The 15,336-nt window shown below is 69.9% G+C and carries 10 protein-coding genes and 1 pseudogene; 6 read left to right on the forward strand and 5 right to left on the reverse strand.

Features of this window, described 5'->3' with window-relative positions; genetic code table 11:
- Window positions 1-236: pseudogene (locus CCN44_RS46695) on the reverse strand (recombinase RecB); the annotation flags it as partial.
- Between the two features lie 67 nt (window positions 237-303).
- Here CCN44_RS46695 and CCN44_RS31530 point away from each other — a divergent pair.
- Together CCN44_RS31530 and CCN44_RS31535 are read left to right on the forward strand one after the other, a co-directional pair.
- Window positions 304-1,254 (forward strand): RecB family exonuclease, encoded by a 951-nt coding sequence (locus CCN44_RS31530; RefSeq protein WP_414820531.1) that lies wholly within the window; start codon window positions 304-306, stop codon window positions 1,252-1,254.
- 54 nt (window positions 1,255-1,308) lie between these two features.
- Window positions 1,309-1,980, forward strand: coding sequence for a response regulator (locus CCN44_RS31535; RefSeq protein ID WP_010045368.1), 672 nt, complete (start codon window positions 1,309-1,311; stop codon window positions 1,978-1,980).
- 90 nt (window positions 1,981-2,070) lie between these two features.
- On the opposite strand, the gene CCN44_RS31540 is transcribed toward CCN44_RS31535, so the two are convergent.
- The 4 genes from CCN44_RS31540 to metH all read right to left on the reverse strand — a co-directional run bounded on the left by CCN44_RS31540 (window position 2,071) and on the right by metH (window position 10,170).
- The gene (locus CCN44_RS31540) at window positions 2,071-3,651 is read right to left on the reverse strand and encodes an ABC transporter substrate-binding protein (RefSeq protein WP_059248387.1); all 1,581 of its coding nucleotides are present in this window, start codon (window positions 3,649-3,651) and stop codon (window positions 2,071-2,073) included.
- 99 nt (window positions 3,652-3,750) lie between these two features.
- On the reverse strand, window positions 3,751-5,355 hold the full coding sequence (locus tag CCN44_RS31545) for an ABC transporter substrate-binding protein (protein WP_086701482.1): 1,605 nt from the start codon (window positions 5,353-5,355) through the stop codon (window positions 3,751-3,753).
- Between the two features lie 433 nt (window positions 5,356-5,788).
- Window positions 5,789-6,490, reverse strand: a complete 702-nt coding sequence (locus CCN44_RS31550) for an HAD family hydrolase (protein ID WP_086701485.1) — start codon at window positions 6,488-6,490, stop codon at window positions 5,789-5,791.
- A gap of 164 nt (window positions 6,491-6,654) precedes the next feature.
- Window positions 6,655-10,170, reverse strand: coding sequence for a methionine synthase (gene metH / locus CCN44_RS31555; RefSeq protein WP_059248390.1), 3,516 nt, complete (start codon window positions 10,168-10,170; stop codon window positions 6,655-6,657).
- 277 nt (window positions 10,171-10,447) lie between these two features.
- Here metH and CCN44_RS31560 point away from each other — a divergent pair, with 277 nt between their 5' ends.
- The 4 genes from CCN44_RS31560 to CCN44_RS31575 all read left to right on the forward strand — a co-directional run.
- Window positions 10,448-11,212: an IclR family transcriptional regulator gene (locus CCN44_RS31560; protein WP_086701488.1), complete on the forward strand. Its 765-nt coding sequence runs from the start codon at window positions 10,448-10,450 to the stop codon at window positions 11,210-11,212.
- A gap of 343 nt (window positions 11,213-11,555) precedes the next feature.
- On the forward strand, window positions 11,556-12,350 hold the full coding sequence (locus tag CCN44_RS31565; protein WP_059248392.1) for an MIP/aquaporin family protein: 795 nt from the start codon (window positions 11,556-11,558) through the stop codon (window positions 12,348-12,350).
- Window positions 12,351-12,430: 80 nt separating this feature from the next.
- Window positions 12,431-13,969 carry a glycerol kinase GlpK gene (glpK, locus tag CCN44_RS31570; protein ID WP_086701492.1) on the forward strand — a complete coding sequence of 513 codons (1,539 nt, stop codon included), beginning with the start codon at window positions 12,431-12,433 and terminating at the stop codon, window positions 13,967-13,969.
- Between the two features lie 47 nt (window positions 13,970-14,016).
- Window positions 14,017-15,336: glycerol-3-phosphate dehydrogenase/oxidase (locus CCN44_RS31575; RefSeq protein WP_086701495.1), on the forward strand; the 1,320-nt coding region annotated here is incomplete at its 3' end.

A 15,336-nucleotide genomic window follows, 5' to 3' on the forward strand; every position in this document is an offset into this window, starting at 1 on the left:
GCCGCCTCGCTCGGCTTCTCCGGCAGCCGGTCGATCACCCGGAATCGGTACAGCAAAGGGCAATGCATGAAGTCACTGGCCCGGGAGGGCGACAGCGAGGTCGGCGGGAGAGCGCTCCGCTCCGCACCGCCGTCTCCCGCGGGTCCGCCCGAGCCGGGCGCACCGCTCTCACCGCGCTCGCCGCCACCGCACGCGACCGTCCCGGCCCCGCCCCGGCCGCCGCTCGTCCCGGCCACGCTCGCCGGTCCGGCGGAAGACCCGGCAGCAGAGCCCGTGGCCGGTCCCGAGGCCGGTCCGGCGAGCGTGGCCGGGACGAGCGGCGGCCGGGGCGGGGCCGGGACGGTCGCGTGCGGTGGCGGCGAGCGCGGTGAGAGCGGTGCGCCCGGCTCGGGCGGACCCGCGGGAGACGGCGGTGCGGAGCGGAGCGCTCTCCCGCCGACCTCGCTGTCGCCCTCCCGGGCCAGTGACTTCATGCAGTGCCCGTTGCTGTACCGATTCCGGGTGATCGACCGGCTGCCGGAGAAGCCGAGCGAGGCGGCGACGCGGGGCACGCTGGTGCACGCGGTGCTGGAGCGGCTGTTCGACGCGCCCGCCGGGGAGCGGACCGCGCCGCGGGCCAAGGCGCTGATCCCGGGGCAGTGGGACCGGCTGCGGGAGAGCCGCCCGGAGGTGACCGAGCTGTTCGCGGACGATCCGGACGGGCAGCGGCTGGCCGGGTGGCTCGCCGAGGCCGAGCGGCTCGTGGAGCGCTGGTTCACGCTGGAGGACCCGACGCGGCTGGAGCCGGCCGAGCGCGAGCTGTTCGTGGAGGCGGAGCTGGAGTCGGGCCTGCGGCTGCGCGGGATCATCGACCGGGTGGACGTGGCGCCGACCGGCGAGGTGCGGATCGTCGACTACAAGACGGGCAAGGCGCCCCGGCCGGAGTACGCCGAGGGCGCGCTGTTCCAGATGAAGTTCTACGCCCTGGTGGTCTGGCGGCTGAAGCGGGTGATCCCGCGCCGGCTGCAACTGGTGTACCTGGGCAGCGGGGACGTGCTGACGTACGACCCGGTGCTCGCCGACCTGGAGCGGGTGGAGCGCAAGCTGCACGCGCTGTGGGAGGCCATCAGGCAGGCCACGGAGAGCGGTGACTGGCGGCCCCGGCCGACCAAGTTGTGCGGCTGGTGCGACCACCGGGCGCACTGCCCGGAGTTCGGCGGCACTCCCCCGCCCTATCCGCTGCCGGTGCGGGCGGCGGAGTCCGGGACGGTGTGAACCGGAAAATCCCGGCAGGGCAGAATTGGGGCCGGACTAGCGAAGGAGTGTCACGTGGCCATCCGCGTCCTACTGGTCGACGACCAGCCGCTGCTGCGTACCGGTTTCCGGATGATCCTGGAGGCCGAGCAGGACCTCGCGGTCGTCGGCGAGGCCGGTGACGGCCTCCAGGCCCTCGACCAGGTACGAGCGCTGCAGCCGGATGTCGTGCTCATGGACATCCGGATGCCGCGGATGGACGGCGTGGAGGCCACCCGGCAGATCACCGGGCCCGGCCGGGACGGCCCGGCCAAGGTGCTGGTGCTGACCACGTTCGACCTGGACGAGTACGTGGTGGAGGCGCTGCGCGCCGGGGCCAGCGGCTTCCTGCTCAAGGACGCGCCGGCCAACGAGCTGGTGCAGGCGATCCGGGTGGTGGCGGCCGGCGAGGCGATGCTCGCGCCGAGCATCACCCGGCGGCTGCTGGACAAGTACGCCACGCATCTGCCGTCGGGCGAGGAGCCGGTGCCGGACACCCTGCACACCCTCACCGACCGTGAGGTGGAGGTGCTGAAGCTGGTGGCGCGCGGGCTGTCCAACGCCGAGATCGCGGCCGATCTGTTCGTCAGCGAGACGACGGTGAAGACGCACGTGGGACATGTGCTCACCAAGCTGGGCCTGAGAGACCGGGTGCAGGCGGCGGTGTACGCGTACGAGAGCGGCCTGGTGCGTCCCGGCGCGCAGTAGCCGGCGGACGACGGCGAAGGGCGCCCCTCCCCCGCGGGAAGGGGCGCCCTTCGTGGTGTGCGGTGTCAGATCCTGCCGGGTTCCCGGGTGTCAGCTCTTGCTGAGTTCCCAGAAGCGGAACACCGTGGAGGCGTCCAGGCAGTACTCCAGGCCGTACACGCCGTCGCGGACGACCGCGTACTGCTTGGCCTGCCAGACCGGCAGGACGGGCAGTTCGTCGGCGACGATGTCCTGCAGCTTCCCGAAGTCCTTGTCGGTCGCCGAGCGGTCGCTCTGTGCGGCGGTGCCGGGGATGATGGACTTGGTGATGGTGCGGTTGTCGTAGTTGTTGTCCAGCACGTTGCCCTTGCCGAAGAACGGGGCGGTGAAGTTGTCGGCGTCCGGGTAGTCCGGCACCCAGCCCTTCACGTACACGCCGTACTTGCCCGCCGCGATGTCCTTCTCGTACTGGTCGAAGGCGACGGACTGGACGTCGGCGTCGAACAGGCCGCTGGCGTTGAGCTGGCCGGCGATGGCCTTCAGTTCCTCGTCGGTGGCGGGGCCGTAGCGGGACGGCGTGGACCACAGGGTGAGCTTGACCTTGCCGGTGATGCCGTCGGCGCGCAGTGCGGCGGCGGCCTTGTCCCGGCTGGGGCGGGCGCCGTAGGTGTCGAAGAACGCGGTGTTGTGGCCCGCGATGCCCGCCGGGATGATCGAGTACAGCGGGGTGGCGGTGCCCTGGTACACGTCCTTGATCAGGGCGTCGCGGTCGATGAGGTAGGCCATGGCCTTGCGGACGCCGAGCTTGCCGGCCACCGGGTGCTTCATGTTGAAGACCAGGTGCTGGACCTCGGCGCTGCTGCCCTCGATGACGTCGACGCCCTTGCTGTCGGCCTGCTGGTCGAGGTCGGCGATGTCGGCCGCGGTCAGGCCTCGGTAGGCGATGTCGATGCCGCCGTCGAGGAGGGACGTGCGCAGGGCGGTCCGGTCGCCGTGGAAGAACTTGAGGGTGACGCCGGAGTTCCTGGGCTTGGCGGCGCCCGTGTAGTGCTCGTTGACCGAGAAGACGGCCTGGTCCTTGTCGAAGGAGTCCAGCTTGTAGGGGCCGGAACCGACGGCCTCGTGGTCGGTGCGCAGGGCGTCGGCGTCGTACTGGCGGTGGTTCACGATGGAGCCGGCGCCGGAGGCGATCTTGCTGGGGAAGGTGGCGTCGGGCACCTTGAGGTGGAAGACGGCCGTCTTCGCGTCCGGTGCCTCGACCTTGTCGAGCATCGGGAACATGATCGCGGGACCCGCGGGGTCGTTGATCTTCAGCATGCGGTCGAAGGAGAACTTCACGTCCGCGGAGGTGAGGGCGTCACCGTTGCTGAACTTCAGGCCGTCCTTCAGCTCGCACTTGTAGACCATGGCCCGGGTGTCGGTGAAGCCGCACTGCTTCGCCAGTTCGGGCTGGGGTTCGGTCGCGCCCTTGGGGAAGGTGAGCAGCGACTGGAAGACGTTGTTGAACAACAGCCAGGAGCCGGGGTCGTAGCCGGCCGCCGGGTCGGTGGCGAGGACGTCGTCGGACATCCCCACCACCACGGAGGAGCCGGTGCCCCCGGAGTCACCGGTCTCGGAGCCGCAGCCGGTCAGCAGGCCGGAGGCCAGCCCCGCCACGATGGGCAGGACTGGCCACTGGTTGCGCATGTTCACTTGAATGTGTGCCTTGTCGTCGGTTCGTCAGCCCGGGTCCGCCGTCCCTGGACCCGGGCACGGGGCCGTGTGGTGCTCGGCCCCGGATGCGGAGAGCCGTCAGCCGCTCACACCGCGGCCCAGCTCCCACAGCTGAAGCGTCGAGGAGGAGTTGAGGGCGTAGGCCACGCCCGTGATGTCGTCCCGTGCGGCGACGTACTGCTTGCCCTGCCACAGCGGCAGGACCGGGACGTCCTCGGCGACGATGTCCTGGATCTCCGTCAGGCTCTTGGAGGCACCGAGCCGGTCGGCCTCGCGGCGGGACTGCGGGATCAGCGAACGCTGGATGGTGCCGTTGGCGTACGGCGAGCCGAGGAAGTTGTTCTTGTCCAGGAAGGGCGCGAGGAAGTTGTCGGCGTCGGGGAAGTCCGGGAACCAGCCCATGCCGTAGACGTCGTACTCGCCCTTGCGCTCGGCCGGCCGGAAGGTCGCCCAGGGGTGGCCCTCGATGGAGACGTCGAACAGGCCGCTGTCGTTGAGCTGCTTCTGCAGGACCTGGAACTCCTGCTTGGTGGCCGAGCCGTAGTGGTCGGTGGTGTAGTGCAGGGTCAGCTTCACCGGGGTGGTGATGCCGGCCTTGGACAGCAGGCCCTTCGCCTTGTCGACGCTGGGGTTGCCGTACTTGTTGAAGAACGCGTTGGAGTGGCCGGTGACCGTGGCGGGGACCAGCGAGTACAGCGGTTCGGCCTGGGTGCCGTAGACCTTGGAGACCAGCTCGCCGCGGTTGATGATCTGGGCCATGGCCTGGCGTACGGCCTTGGACTTGACGCTGGAGGCGTCGGTGTTGAAGGCCAGGTAGCGGATCTCCAGGCCCGGCATGTCGACCAGGTCGACCTTCTCGTCGCTGCCGCCGTCCAGCTTCTGGATCTGCGCGGGCGACATGGTGCGGGTCATGACGTCGATGTCGCCGTGGTCGATCGCGGTGCCCATGGCGTCGGCGTCGGCGAAGGCACGCAGCTCGACCTTGTCGTTGTTCACCTTCACGCTGCCCTTGTAGGAGGGGTTCTTGGTGAAGGTGGCGCTGACGATCGCGTTGTTCTCGACCTCGGCCTCGAAGGTGTACGGGCCGGAGCCGTCGATGGCGAAGCCGTCGCGGAGCTTGTCCTTCTGGTAGTCCTTCGGGTTGACGATGCCCGCGACCGGGGTGGACAGCTTGTACGGGAAGGTGGCGTCGGCCGTCTTCAGGTGGAAGACGACCTCGCGGTCGCCCTGCGTCTCGATGGTGTCGATGGTGTTCAGCAGGGCGGAGACACCGCTGTCCGCGTTGATGCGCAGCGCACGCTCGATGGAGTACTTGACGTCCTCGGCGGTCACCGGGTCACCGTTCGCGAACGTCAGGCCCTCGCGCAGCTTGCAGGCGTAGCGCTCGCTGCCGCTGTCGGTGAACGAGCAGCTCTCGGCGGCCTCCGGGACGGGCTCGCCCTCACCCTTGGGCTGCGCCATCAGCGTCTGCACGGACTGGCGCAGGATGTTCCAGGTGCCGACGTCGTAGGCGTAGGCCGGGTCGAGGGGCGCCGGGGCGTCCTTGGTGGCCGTGAACTGGTCCGTGGTACCGACGACGATGGCGTCACCGCTCTTGCTCCCGCTGTCGGAGCCGCCGCACGCGGCGAGAACCGGGGTGAGCAGGCCGGCCACCGCCGGCAGCACCAAAGTCTTGCGGTTCATGCGGGAGTTTCTCCAGAGCTGTTCGGGTCCTTGTATCCGGCATGCATGGGTGGTGCGGCGGATCACAGGGGTTCTCGGCGATGTTCTCGCGATGAGATTAGTCCGCGCTCGCAGCCCGGTTCACAGCCGCGTGAGCTGATCCCCCATCACGCAGTGGAACCGGCCGCGGACACACCGAAAACCCGACAGCGGCATGATTAGTGCAGCGTCTCCTCAATCGGGACACAACGTGCCCCCGTTTCCCCCTGCTCGGAGTGGTCCAGCACACTTGACCAACGTTGTCGAGCCGCTCCGGCGTGGCGAACGTCACACTTCCAACTGTGCGGCCGGTCAGCGGAATTCAGCCGGGCCGCACGCCGCGAATTCCGCTCGGGTGCACTTCCCCGGGAATATGTCCGGCGCGGCCAATCCCCATTGCACGCTGGGTGAACAGCTAGCGCATTTCCGTCATCAGGCCCCGGAGAAATGCCAGGTCGACCTCTTCCAGGGAGGAGACGACGGTGCGTCCCGTGGCCGGGCCGATGGGCGCGACGGAGGGTACGGCGACCACCCGGCAGCCCGCGGCCTCGGCCGCGGCGACCCCGGTGGCGGTGTCCTCGACGACGGCACATCTGGCCGGATCCGCACCGAGTCCCGCGGCGGCGAGCAGGTACGGGTCCGGGAAGGGCTTGGTGCGGGAGACCTCGTCGCCGGCAATGGAGAGGGCGAAGTGGTGCGGGCCGAGCACGGACAGCACCCGGTCGATGATGCGCCGGTGGGAGGCGGAGACCAGGGCGGTGGGGATCTCGGACTCGTACAGCTCGGCGAGCAGCCGGGCGGCGCCCGGCATCAGCGGCAGGGCGCGGCCGATGCGCTGCTCGAAGCCCTCGTTGAGGAGCAGGGTGAGTTCGGCGAGGGTGATGTCGGCGCCGGTCGCCTCGATGAGGAAACCGGCGCTGCGGGTCATGGGGCCACCGACCACGACGTGCCGCCAGGTCTCGTCCAGGGTGTGCCCGAGGGAGGCGAAGACCTCCACTTCGACGTCCCACCAGAAGCCCTCGGTGTCGACCAGGGTGCCGTCCATGTCGAGGAGCACCGCTTGCAGGGCGGAGCCTTCGGCCGTTCTGGTTCCGAGCGCGGGGACCGTGCTGGTCATCCGGGCGCACCTCCTTGAGGGACGACCAGGCCGGCTCCCCGGCGGGGAACCGGCCTGCGGTGGACCGACCAGTGTACGACGTGTCCGATCAGTGTGCCGAGTACGACATGCGTCTCCGTGTGCCGAGCAAGACGTGCGTCTCAGTGTGCCGGGTGCGGGACGCGTCACCGAGCGTTGAAGTACTTCGCCTCCGGGTGGTGGATCACGATGGCGTCCGTGGACTGCTCGGGGTGCAGCTGGAACTCCTCGGACAGGTGGACGCCGATCCGCTCGGGCTGGAGCAGGTCGGCGATCTTGGCGCGGTCCTCCAGGTCGGGGCAGGCGCCGTAACCGAGGGAGAAGCGGGCCCCGCGGTACTTCAGGTCGAACATGTCCTGGATGTCGGCCGGGTCCTCGCCGGCGAAGCCGAGTTCGGCGCGGACGCGGGCGTGCCAGTACTCGGCGAGGGCCTCGGCCAACTGGACGGACAGGCCGTGCAGTTCCAGGTAGTCACGGTAGGCGTTGGTCTCGAAGAGCTTGGCCGTCTCCTCGCCGATGCGGGAGCCGACGGTGACGACCTGGAGGCCGACGACGTCGGTCTCGCCGGACTCCTCCGGGCGGAAGAAGTCGGCCAGGCACAGGCGCCGGCCGCGGCGCTGGCGCGGGAAGGTGAAGCGGGTGCGCTCGTTGCCCTGCTCGTCCAGGATGATCAGGTCGTCGTCCTTGGAGACGCAGCGGAAGTAGCCGTAGACGACGGCCGCCTCCAGCAGGTTGTCGGTCTGGAGCCGGTCGAGCAGGCCGCGCAGCCGGGGCCGGCCCTCGGTCTCGACCAGTTCCTCGTAGGTGGGTCCCTCGCCGGTGCGGGCCTGCTTCAGTCCCCACTGGCCCTTGAACAGCGCGCCCTCGTCCAGCCAGCTCGCGTACTCCTTGAGCTGGATGCCCTTGACCACCCGGGTGCCCCAGAAGGGCGGGGTGGGCACGGGGTTGTCGGTGGCGACGTCGGAGCGGACGTGGCCCTCCTCGGGCCGCTCGGCCACCGGGACGGCGGCGGCCGGGCGGACCCGGCGCTGCCGCAGCTCGGGCAGCTTGGCGCCGGGCACGCCCCGCTTGACGCCGATCAGGGCGTCCATCAGGCGCAGGCCCTCGAAGGCGTCGCGGGCGTAGCGGACCTCGCCCTGGTAGATCTCGTGCAGGTCCTGCTCGACGTAGGCCCGGGTCAGGGCGGCACCGCCGAGGATGACCGGGAAGCGGGCGGCGAGGCCGCGCTGGTTCAGCTCCTCCAGGTTCTCCTTCATGATCACCGTGGACTTCACCAGCAGCCCGGACATGCCGATCACATCGGCCCGGTGCTCCTCGGCGGCCTCCAGGATCGCGGAGACCGGCTGCTTGATGCCCAGGTTGACGACGTTGTAGCCGTTGTTGGACAGGATGATGTCGACCAGGTTCTTGCCGATGTCGTGCACGTCGCCGCGCACGGTGGCCAGCACGATCGTGCCCTTGCCCTCGGCGTCCGACTTCTCCATGTGCGGTTCGAGGTAGGCGACGGCGGCCTTCATGACCTCGGCGGACTGGAGGACGAACGGCAGCTGCATCTGGCCGGAGCCGAACAGTTCGCCGACGACCTTCATGCCGTCCAGCAGGGTCTCGTTGACGATGTCGAGTGCCGGGCGGTCCCGCAGGGCGGCGTCCAGGTCGGCTTCCAGGCCGTTGCGCTCGCCGTCGATGATCCGGCGCTTGAGCCGCTCCTCCAGGGGCAGCGCGGCCAGTTCCTCGGCCTTGCCGGCCTTCAGGGACTTCGCCGTGGCGCCCTCGAAGAGCTGCATGAGCTTCTGGAGGGGGTCGTAGCCCTCGCCGCGGCGGTCGTAGATCAGGTCGAGAGCGGTCCGGACCTCTTCCTCGCTGAAGCGGGCGATCGGCAGGATCTTGGAGGCGTGGACGATCGCGGAGTCCAGGCCCGCCTTGACGCACTCGTCGAGGAAGACGGAGTTCAGCAGGATGCGGGCGGCCGGGTTGAGGCCGAAGCTGATGTTCGACAGTCCCAGCGTGGTCTGCACCGCGGGGTGCCGCCTCTTCAGCTCGCGGATGGCCTCGATGGTGGCGATGCCGTCCTTGCGGGACTCCTCCTGACCGGTGCAGATGGTGAAGGTCAGGGTGTCGATGAGGATGTCCTCCTCGCGGATGCCCCAGTTCCCGGTGAGGTCGGCGATCAGCCGTTCGGCGATCTCGACCTTCTTCTCCGGGGTGCGGGCCTGGCCCTCCTCGTCGATGGTGAGCGCGATGAGCGCCGCCCCGTGCTCGCGCGCCAGCTGGGTGACCTTCGCGAACCGGGAGTCGGGGCCGTCGCCGTCCTCGTAGTTCACCGAGTTGATCACCGCACGGCCGCCGAGCTTCTCCAGGCCGGCCCGGATGACGTCGACCTCGGTGGAGTCCAGCACGATCGGCAGGGTGGAGGCGGTGGCGAAGCGGCCGGCCAGCTCCTCCATGTCCGCGACGCCGTCCCGGCCGACGTAGTCGACGCACAGGTCGAGCATGTGCGCGCCCTCGCGGATCTGCTCCCGGGCCATCTCGACGCAGTCGTCCCAGCGGCCCGCCAGCATGGCCTCGCGGAACTTCTTGGAGCCGTTGGCGTTGGTGCGCTCGCCGATGGCCAGGTAGGAGGTGTCCTGCCGGAACGGGACGGACTGGTAGAGGGAGGCGGCGCCGGGCTCGGGACGCGGGTCGCGCTCGGGCGGGGTGAGGCCGTGCACGCGCTCCACGACCTGGCGCAGGTGTTCGGGGGTGGTGCCGCAGCAGCCGCCGATGAGGGAGAGGCCGTAGTCGCGTACGAAGTTCTCCTGGGCGTCCGCCAGGCCCTCGGGGCCGAGCGGGAAGTGGGCGCCGTCCTTGGTGAGGACGGGCAGGCCGGCGTTGGGCATGCACAGCAGCGGGATGCGGGAGTGCCGGGTGAGGTAGCGCAGGTGCTCGCTCATCTCGGCCGGGCCGGTCGAGCAGTTCAGGCCGATCATGTCGATGCCGAGCGGCTCCAGCGCGGTGAGGGCGGCGCCGATCTCGGAGCCCAGCAGCATGGTGCCGGTGGTCTCGAAGGCCATGGAGACCAGCAGGGGGACGTCGACGCCGAGCTTGTCCATGGCGCGGCGGGCGCCCAGCACGGAGGCCTTGGTCTGCAACAGGTCCTGGGTGGTCTCCACGATCAGGGCGTCGGCGCCGCCGGTGAGCAGGCCCTCGGCGTTCGCCTGGAAGCCGTCGCGGATGGTGGTGAAGCCGACGTGACCGAGGGTGGGCAGCTTGGTGCCGGGGCCGATGGAGCCGAGGACCCAGCGGGGGCGGCCGTCGCGGGCGGAGAACGCGTCGGCGGTCTCGCGGGCGATGCGGGCGCCGGCCTCGGACAGCTCGTGGACGCGGTCGGCGATGTCGTACTCCGCCATGGCCGCGTGGTTGGCCCCGAAGGTGTTGGTCTCGACGCAGTCGACGCCCACGGCGAAGTACGCCTCGTGGACGGAGCGGACGATGTCGGGGCGGGTGAGGTTGAGGATCTCGTTGCAGCCCTCAAGGTTCTCGAAGTCCTCAAGGGTCGGCTCCTGGGCCTGGAGCATCGTGCCCATCGCTCCGTCGGCGACCACCACACGGGTGGCGAGCGCCTCGCGGAGCGCGGACGCACGGGTCCGGCTGTCGGTGGAAGGGGACGTCGGCGACGAGGCCATGTAGGGGCTCCCTGGGATGCGACGGCTGTCGGCTATGCGGCTTCCCGGGCAGGCGGGGGTTGCCGCACGGCGCCAGAGTAACCGGGAGTCGGCTTGGATGGGCACAGGCGTCCACGAGGCGGACGCCGGTGACCCTGATGCCACGCCCGGGTCACCTGTGATGTAACAGGTCCCGTCCGACCATTAGCGAGAGGTCGGCATGGACCGGTAGTGTTCGACATTGCCGAACGGTGGTTTTCCGCACCGGGGGCAGTCGAGGGACGGAGGCAGAACGGCGATGGCACGGAACATCCAGTCGCTCGAACGGGCGGCGGCGATGCTGCGGCTGCTCGCGGGCGGCGAGCGACGGCTCGGCCTCTCGGACATCGCCTCCTCACTGGGCCTCGCCAAGGGCACGGCCCACGGAATCCTGCGCACCCTCCAACAGGAGGGGTTCGTGGAGCAGGACGACGCCTCCGGCCGCTACCAGCTGGGCGCGGAGCTGCTGCGTCTCGGCACCACCTATCTCGACGTGCACGAACTGCGCGCGCGGGCCCTGGTGTGGGCGGACGACCTGGCCCGCTCCAGCGGCGAGAGCGTGCACCTGGGGGTCCTGCACCAGCAGGGCGTGCTGATCGTGCACCACGTCTTCCGGCCCGACGACAGCCGGCAGGTGCTGGAGATCGGGGCCATGCAGCCGCTGCACTCGACGGCCCTGGGCAAGGTGCTCTCGGCGTACGACCCGGTGGCGCACAGCGAGGCGCTGGACGCCGAGCGGAAGGCCTTCACGGACCGCACGGTGTGCGACCCCGCCGACTTCGAGCACCTCCTCGACCTCACGCGCGCGCGTGGGTACGCGGCCGACGTGGAGGAGACCTGGGAGGGCGTGGCGTCGATCGCCGCGCCCATCCACGACCGGCGCCGGATGCCGGTGGGCGCGGTCGGCATCACCGGGGCTGTGGAGCGGCTGTGCCGGGACGGCGAGCTGCGCCCGGAGCTGATCGCGGCGGTGCGCGACTGCGCCCGCGCGGTCTCCCGGGACCTGGGCGCCGGACGGTTCTGACCGGCGGCTGACGACAGCGGAACGACCGGGACGCCAGGCGGCGTTCCGGTCCTCGCCCTACCCTAAAAGCGACAAAAGGGCTAGATCGTACGTCCGCACACGAAGGTCGATAACCGACAGCGATCAATAACGATCCTGTTTTCGATAACAGAACTCTTGACGCACGCGTAACGCCGAACAAGACTCCCGTCCATCGGTCGGCATTGTCGAACACCTACCGGCAATACGCGCTAGAGTGTGACAACGCCAAGGGCCAGCACATCGCTCTCACCCCCGAGGGCGCCAGACCCCCGGAGGGACCCGGGGTTCGGCTACCCCTGGACGAAGGACAAAGGAGTCGCGGGTGTCCAGCTCCGACATCTTCATCGGCGAGACCATCGGTACCGCCATACTCATCCTGCTCGGCGGCGGCGTCTGCGCCGCCGTGACCCTGAAGGCCTCCAAGGCCCGTAACGCCGGCTGGCTCGCCATCGCCTTCGGGTGGGGCTTCGCCGTCATGACGGCCGTGTACATCTCCGGACCGCTGTCCGGTGCTCACCTCAACCCGGCCGTCACCGTCGCCCTCGCCGTCAAGGACGGCGAGTGGAGCAACGTGCCGACGTACTTCGCCGGCCAGCTGCTCGGCGCGATGATCGGCGCGGCCCTGGTGTGGGTCGCCTACTACGGCCAGTTCCAGGCGCACCTGACCGACCAGGAGATCGTCGGCGGTCCGGGCGCGCAGGCCACCTCGGCCAAGGCGGTCGAGGCCCAGGAGAAGGGGGCCGGCCCGGTCCTCGGCATCTTCTCCACCGGTCCGGAGATCCGGAACGTCGCGCAGAACCTCGCCACGGAGATCATCGGCACCGTCGTGCTGATCCTCGCTGTCCTCACCCAGGGCCTGAACGACAAGGGCAACGGCCTCGGCATCCTCGGCGGTCTGATCACCGCGTTCGTGGTGGTGTCGATCGGTCTCTCGCTCGGCGGTCCGACGGGCTACGCGATCAACCCGGCCCGCGACCTGGGCCCGCGCATCGTGCACGCCCTGCTGCCGCTGCCCAACAAGGGCGGTTCCGACTGGAGCTACGCCTGGATCCCGGTGGTCGGTCCGCTGATCGGCGGCGCCATCGGCGCAGGCCTCTACAACGTCGCCTTCGCCTGAGAAGCTCGCGCCACGCACCGAGTCTTCGAGCACGCGCCGTACGTACAGCCCCATCACCACGGATCTTTCAGGAGCACACAGTGACCGACGCCCACACCGCAGGCCCCTTCATCGCGGCGATCGACCAGGGCACGACCTCCTCGCGCTGCATCGTCTTCGACCGGGACGGCCGTATCGTCTCCGTCGACCAGAAGGAGCACGAGCAGATCTTCCCGAAGCCGGGCTGGGTCGAGCACAACGCGAACGAGATCTGGACCAACGTCCAGGAGGTCGTCGCCGGAGCCATCGAGAAGGCCGGCATCACCCGCGACGACATCAAGGCCATCGGCATCACCAACCAGCGCGAGACCACCGTGCTGTGGGACAAGAACACCGGTGAGCCCGTCCACAACGCCATCGTCTGGCAGGACACCCGCACCGACGCGCTCTGCAGGGAGCTGGGCCGCAACGTCGGCCAGGACCGCTTCCGCCGGGAGACCGGTCTGCCGCTCGCGTCCTACTTCGCCGGGCCCAAGGCCCGCTGGCTGCTCGACAACGTCGAGGGCCTGAAGGAGCGCGCCGAGGCCGGCGACATCCTCTTCGGCACCATGGACACCTGGGTCATCTGGAACCTGACCGGCGGTGTCAACGGCGGCAAGCACGTCACCGACGTCACCAACGCCTCCCGCACCCTTCTCATGAACCTGCACACCATGCAGTGGGACGAGAAGATCGCCGAGTCGATCGGCGTGCCGCTGCAGATCCTGCCCGAGATCCGGTCCTCCGCCGAGGTCTACGGCGAGGTCACCGGCGGCAGGCTGGGCGACCTGCTCGGCGGCATCCCGGTCGCCTCCGCGCTCGGCGACCAGCAGGCGGCCCTGTTCGGCCAGACCTGCTTCTCCGAGGGCGAGACCAAGTCGACCTACGGCACCGGCACGTTCATGGTGATGAACACCGGCTCCAAGATCATCAACTCCTACGCCGGTCTGCTGACCACCGTCGGCTACAAGATCGGTGACCAGCCGACGGTGTACGCCCTGGAGGGCTCGATCGCCGTCACCGGCTCGCTGGTGCAGTGGATGCGCGACCAGATGGGCCTGATCTCCACCGCCGCCGAGATCGAGACGCTCGCGCTCTCGGTCGAGGACAACGGCGGAGCCTACTTCGTGCCGGCCTTCTCCGGCCTGTTCGCCCCGCACTGGCGCTCCGACGCCCGCGGTGTGATCGCCGGCCTGACCCGGTACGTCACCAAGGCGCACCTCGCGCGCGCCGTCCTTGAGGCCACCGCCTGGCAGACGCGGGAGATCGCCGACGCCATGGTCAAGGACTCCGGCGACGAGCTGGTGACCCTCAAGGTCGACGGCGGCATGACCGCCAACAACCTGCTGATGCAGACCCTCGCCGACGTCCTGGACGCACCCGTGGTGCGCCCGATGGTCGCCGAGACCACCTGCCTCGGCGCCGCCTACGCCGCCGGTCTCGCCGTCGGCTTCTGGTCCAGCACCGACGACCTGCGCGCCAACTGGCGCCGGGCCGCCGAATGGACCCCCCGGATGGACGCGGAGACCCGCGACCGTGAGTACAAGAACTGGCTCAAGGCCGTCGACCGGACCATGGGCTGGATCGAGGACGAGAGCTGAGCGGCCCAAGCCGGCTCAGACAGTCTGACGAGGAGTAAGTACCCGACATGACCAGTCAGTCCACCCTGCAGTCCGTGCCTGCCCTGGGGACGCACCCGGCCTCCGGCTCCAACCCGAGCCGGGCCGAGACCAGGGAGCAGCTCGCCAAGGCGTCGTACGACCTTCTTGTGATCGGCGGCGGCATCCTGGGCATCTCCACCGCCTGGCACGCCGCGCAGTCCGGGCTCAGGGTGGCGCTGGTCGACGCCGGCGACTTCGCCGGCGCCACCTCCTCCGCCTCCTCCAAGCTGCTCCACGGCGGTCTGCGCTACCTGCAGACCGGCGCGGTGAAGCTGGTGGCGGAGAACCACTTCGAGCGCCGTGCGGTCTCCCGCCAGGTGGCCCCCCACCTGGCGAACCCGCTCACCTTCTACCTCCCCGTGTACAAGGGCGGGCCGCACGGCGCGGCGAAGCTCGGCGCGGGCGTCTTCGCCTACTCCGCGCTCTCCGCGTTCGGCGACGGCGTCGGCCACCTGCTCTCGCCGGCCAAGGCGGCGCAGGACGTGCCCGAGCTGCGCACCGAGAACCTCAAGGCCGTGGCCGTGTACGGCGACGACCAGATGAACGACGCGCGCATGGCGCTGATGACGGTCCGCGCGGCCGTCGAGGCGGGCGCGGTCGTCCTCAACCACGCCGAGGTCACCGGGCTGCGCTTCACCAAGGGCCGGGTCACCGGCGCCGAGCTGAAGGACCGGCTGTCCGGCGACGAGTTCGGGGTCACCGCCCGCCTGGTGCTGAACGCGACCGGCCCCTGGGTCGACCACCTGCGCAAGATGGAGGACCCGAACGCGGCGCCGTCCATCCGGCTGTCCAAGGGCGCGCACCTGGTCCTGAAGCGCACCTCCCCCTGGAAGGCCGCGCTCGCGACCCCCATCGACAAGTACCGCATCACCTTCGCCCTCCCCTGGGAGGACATGCTGCTGCTCGGCACCACCGACGAGGAGTTCGAGGGCGACCCGGCGGACGTCGCGGTCAACGAGAAGGACATAGCCCAGATCCTGGACGAGGCCGCGTTCTCCGTCCGGGACCAGCAGCTCCAGCGCGACCTCATCACCTACGCGTTCGCCGGTCTGCGGGTGCTGCCGGGTGGCCCCGGCGACACCGCCAAGGCCAAGCGCGAGACCGTGGTGACCGAGGGCAAGGGCGGCATGCTGTCCGTCGCGGGCGGCAAGTGGACGACGTTCCGCCACATCGGCCGGACGATCATGAAGAAGCTGGAGGCGCTGCCGGGGCACCCGCTCGGCGACGACTTCGAGCCGATCTCCTCGCTGCCGAAGAAGCTGCCGCTGCCCGGTGTCGCCAACCCGCGCGCGGTCGCCCACCGCCTG

Source organism: Streptomyces tricolor (genome assembly GCF_002155905.1).
In the GTDB taxonomy this organism is placed as follows: Bacteria; Actinomycetota; Actinomycetes; order Streptomycetales; family Streptomycetaceae; genus Streptomyces; species Streptomyces tricolor.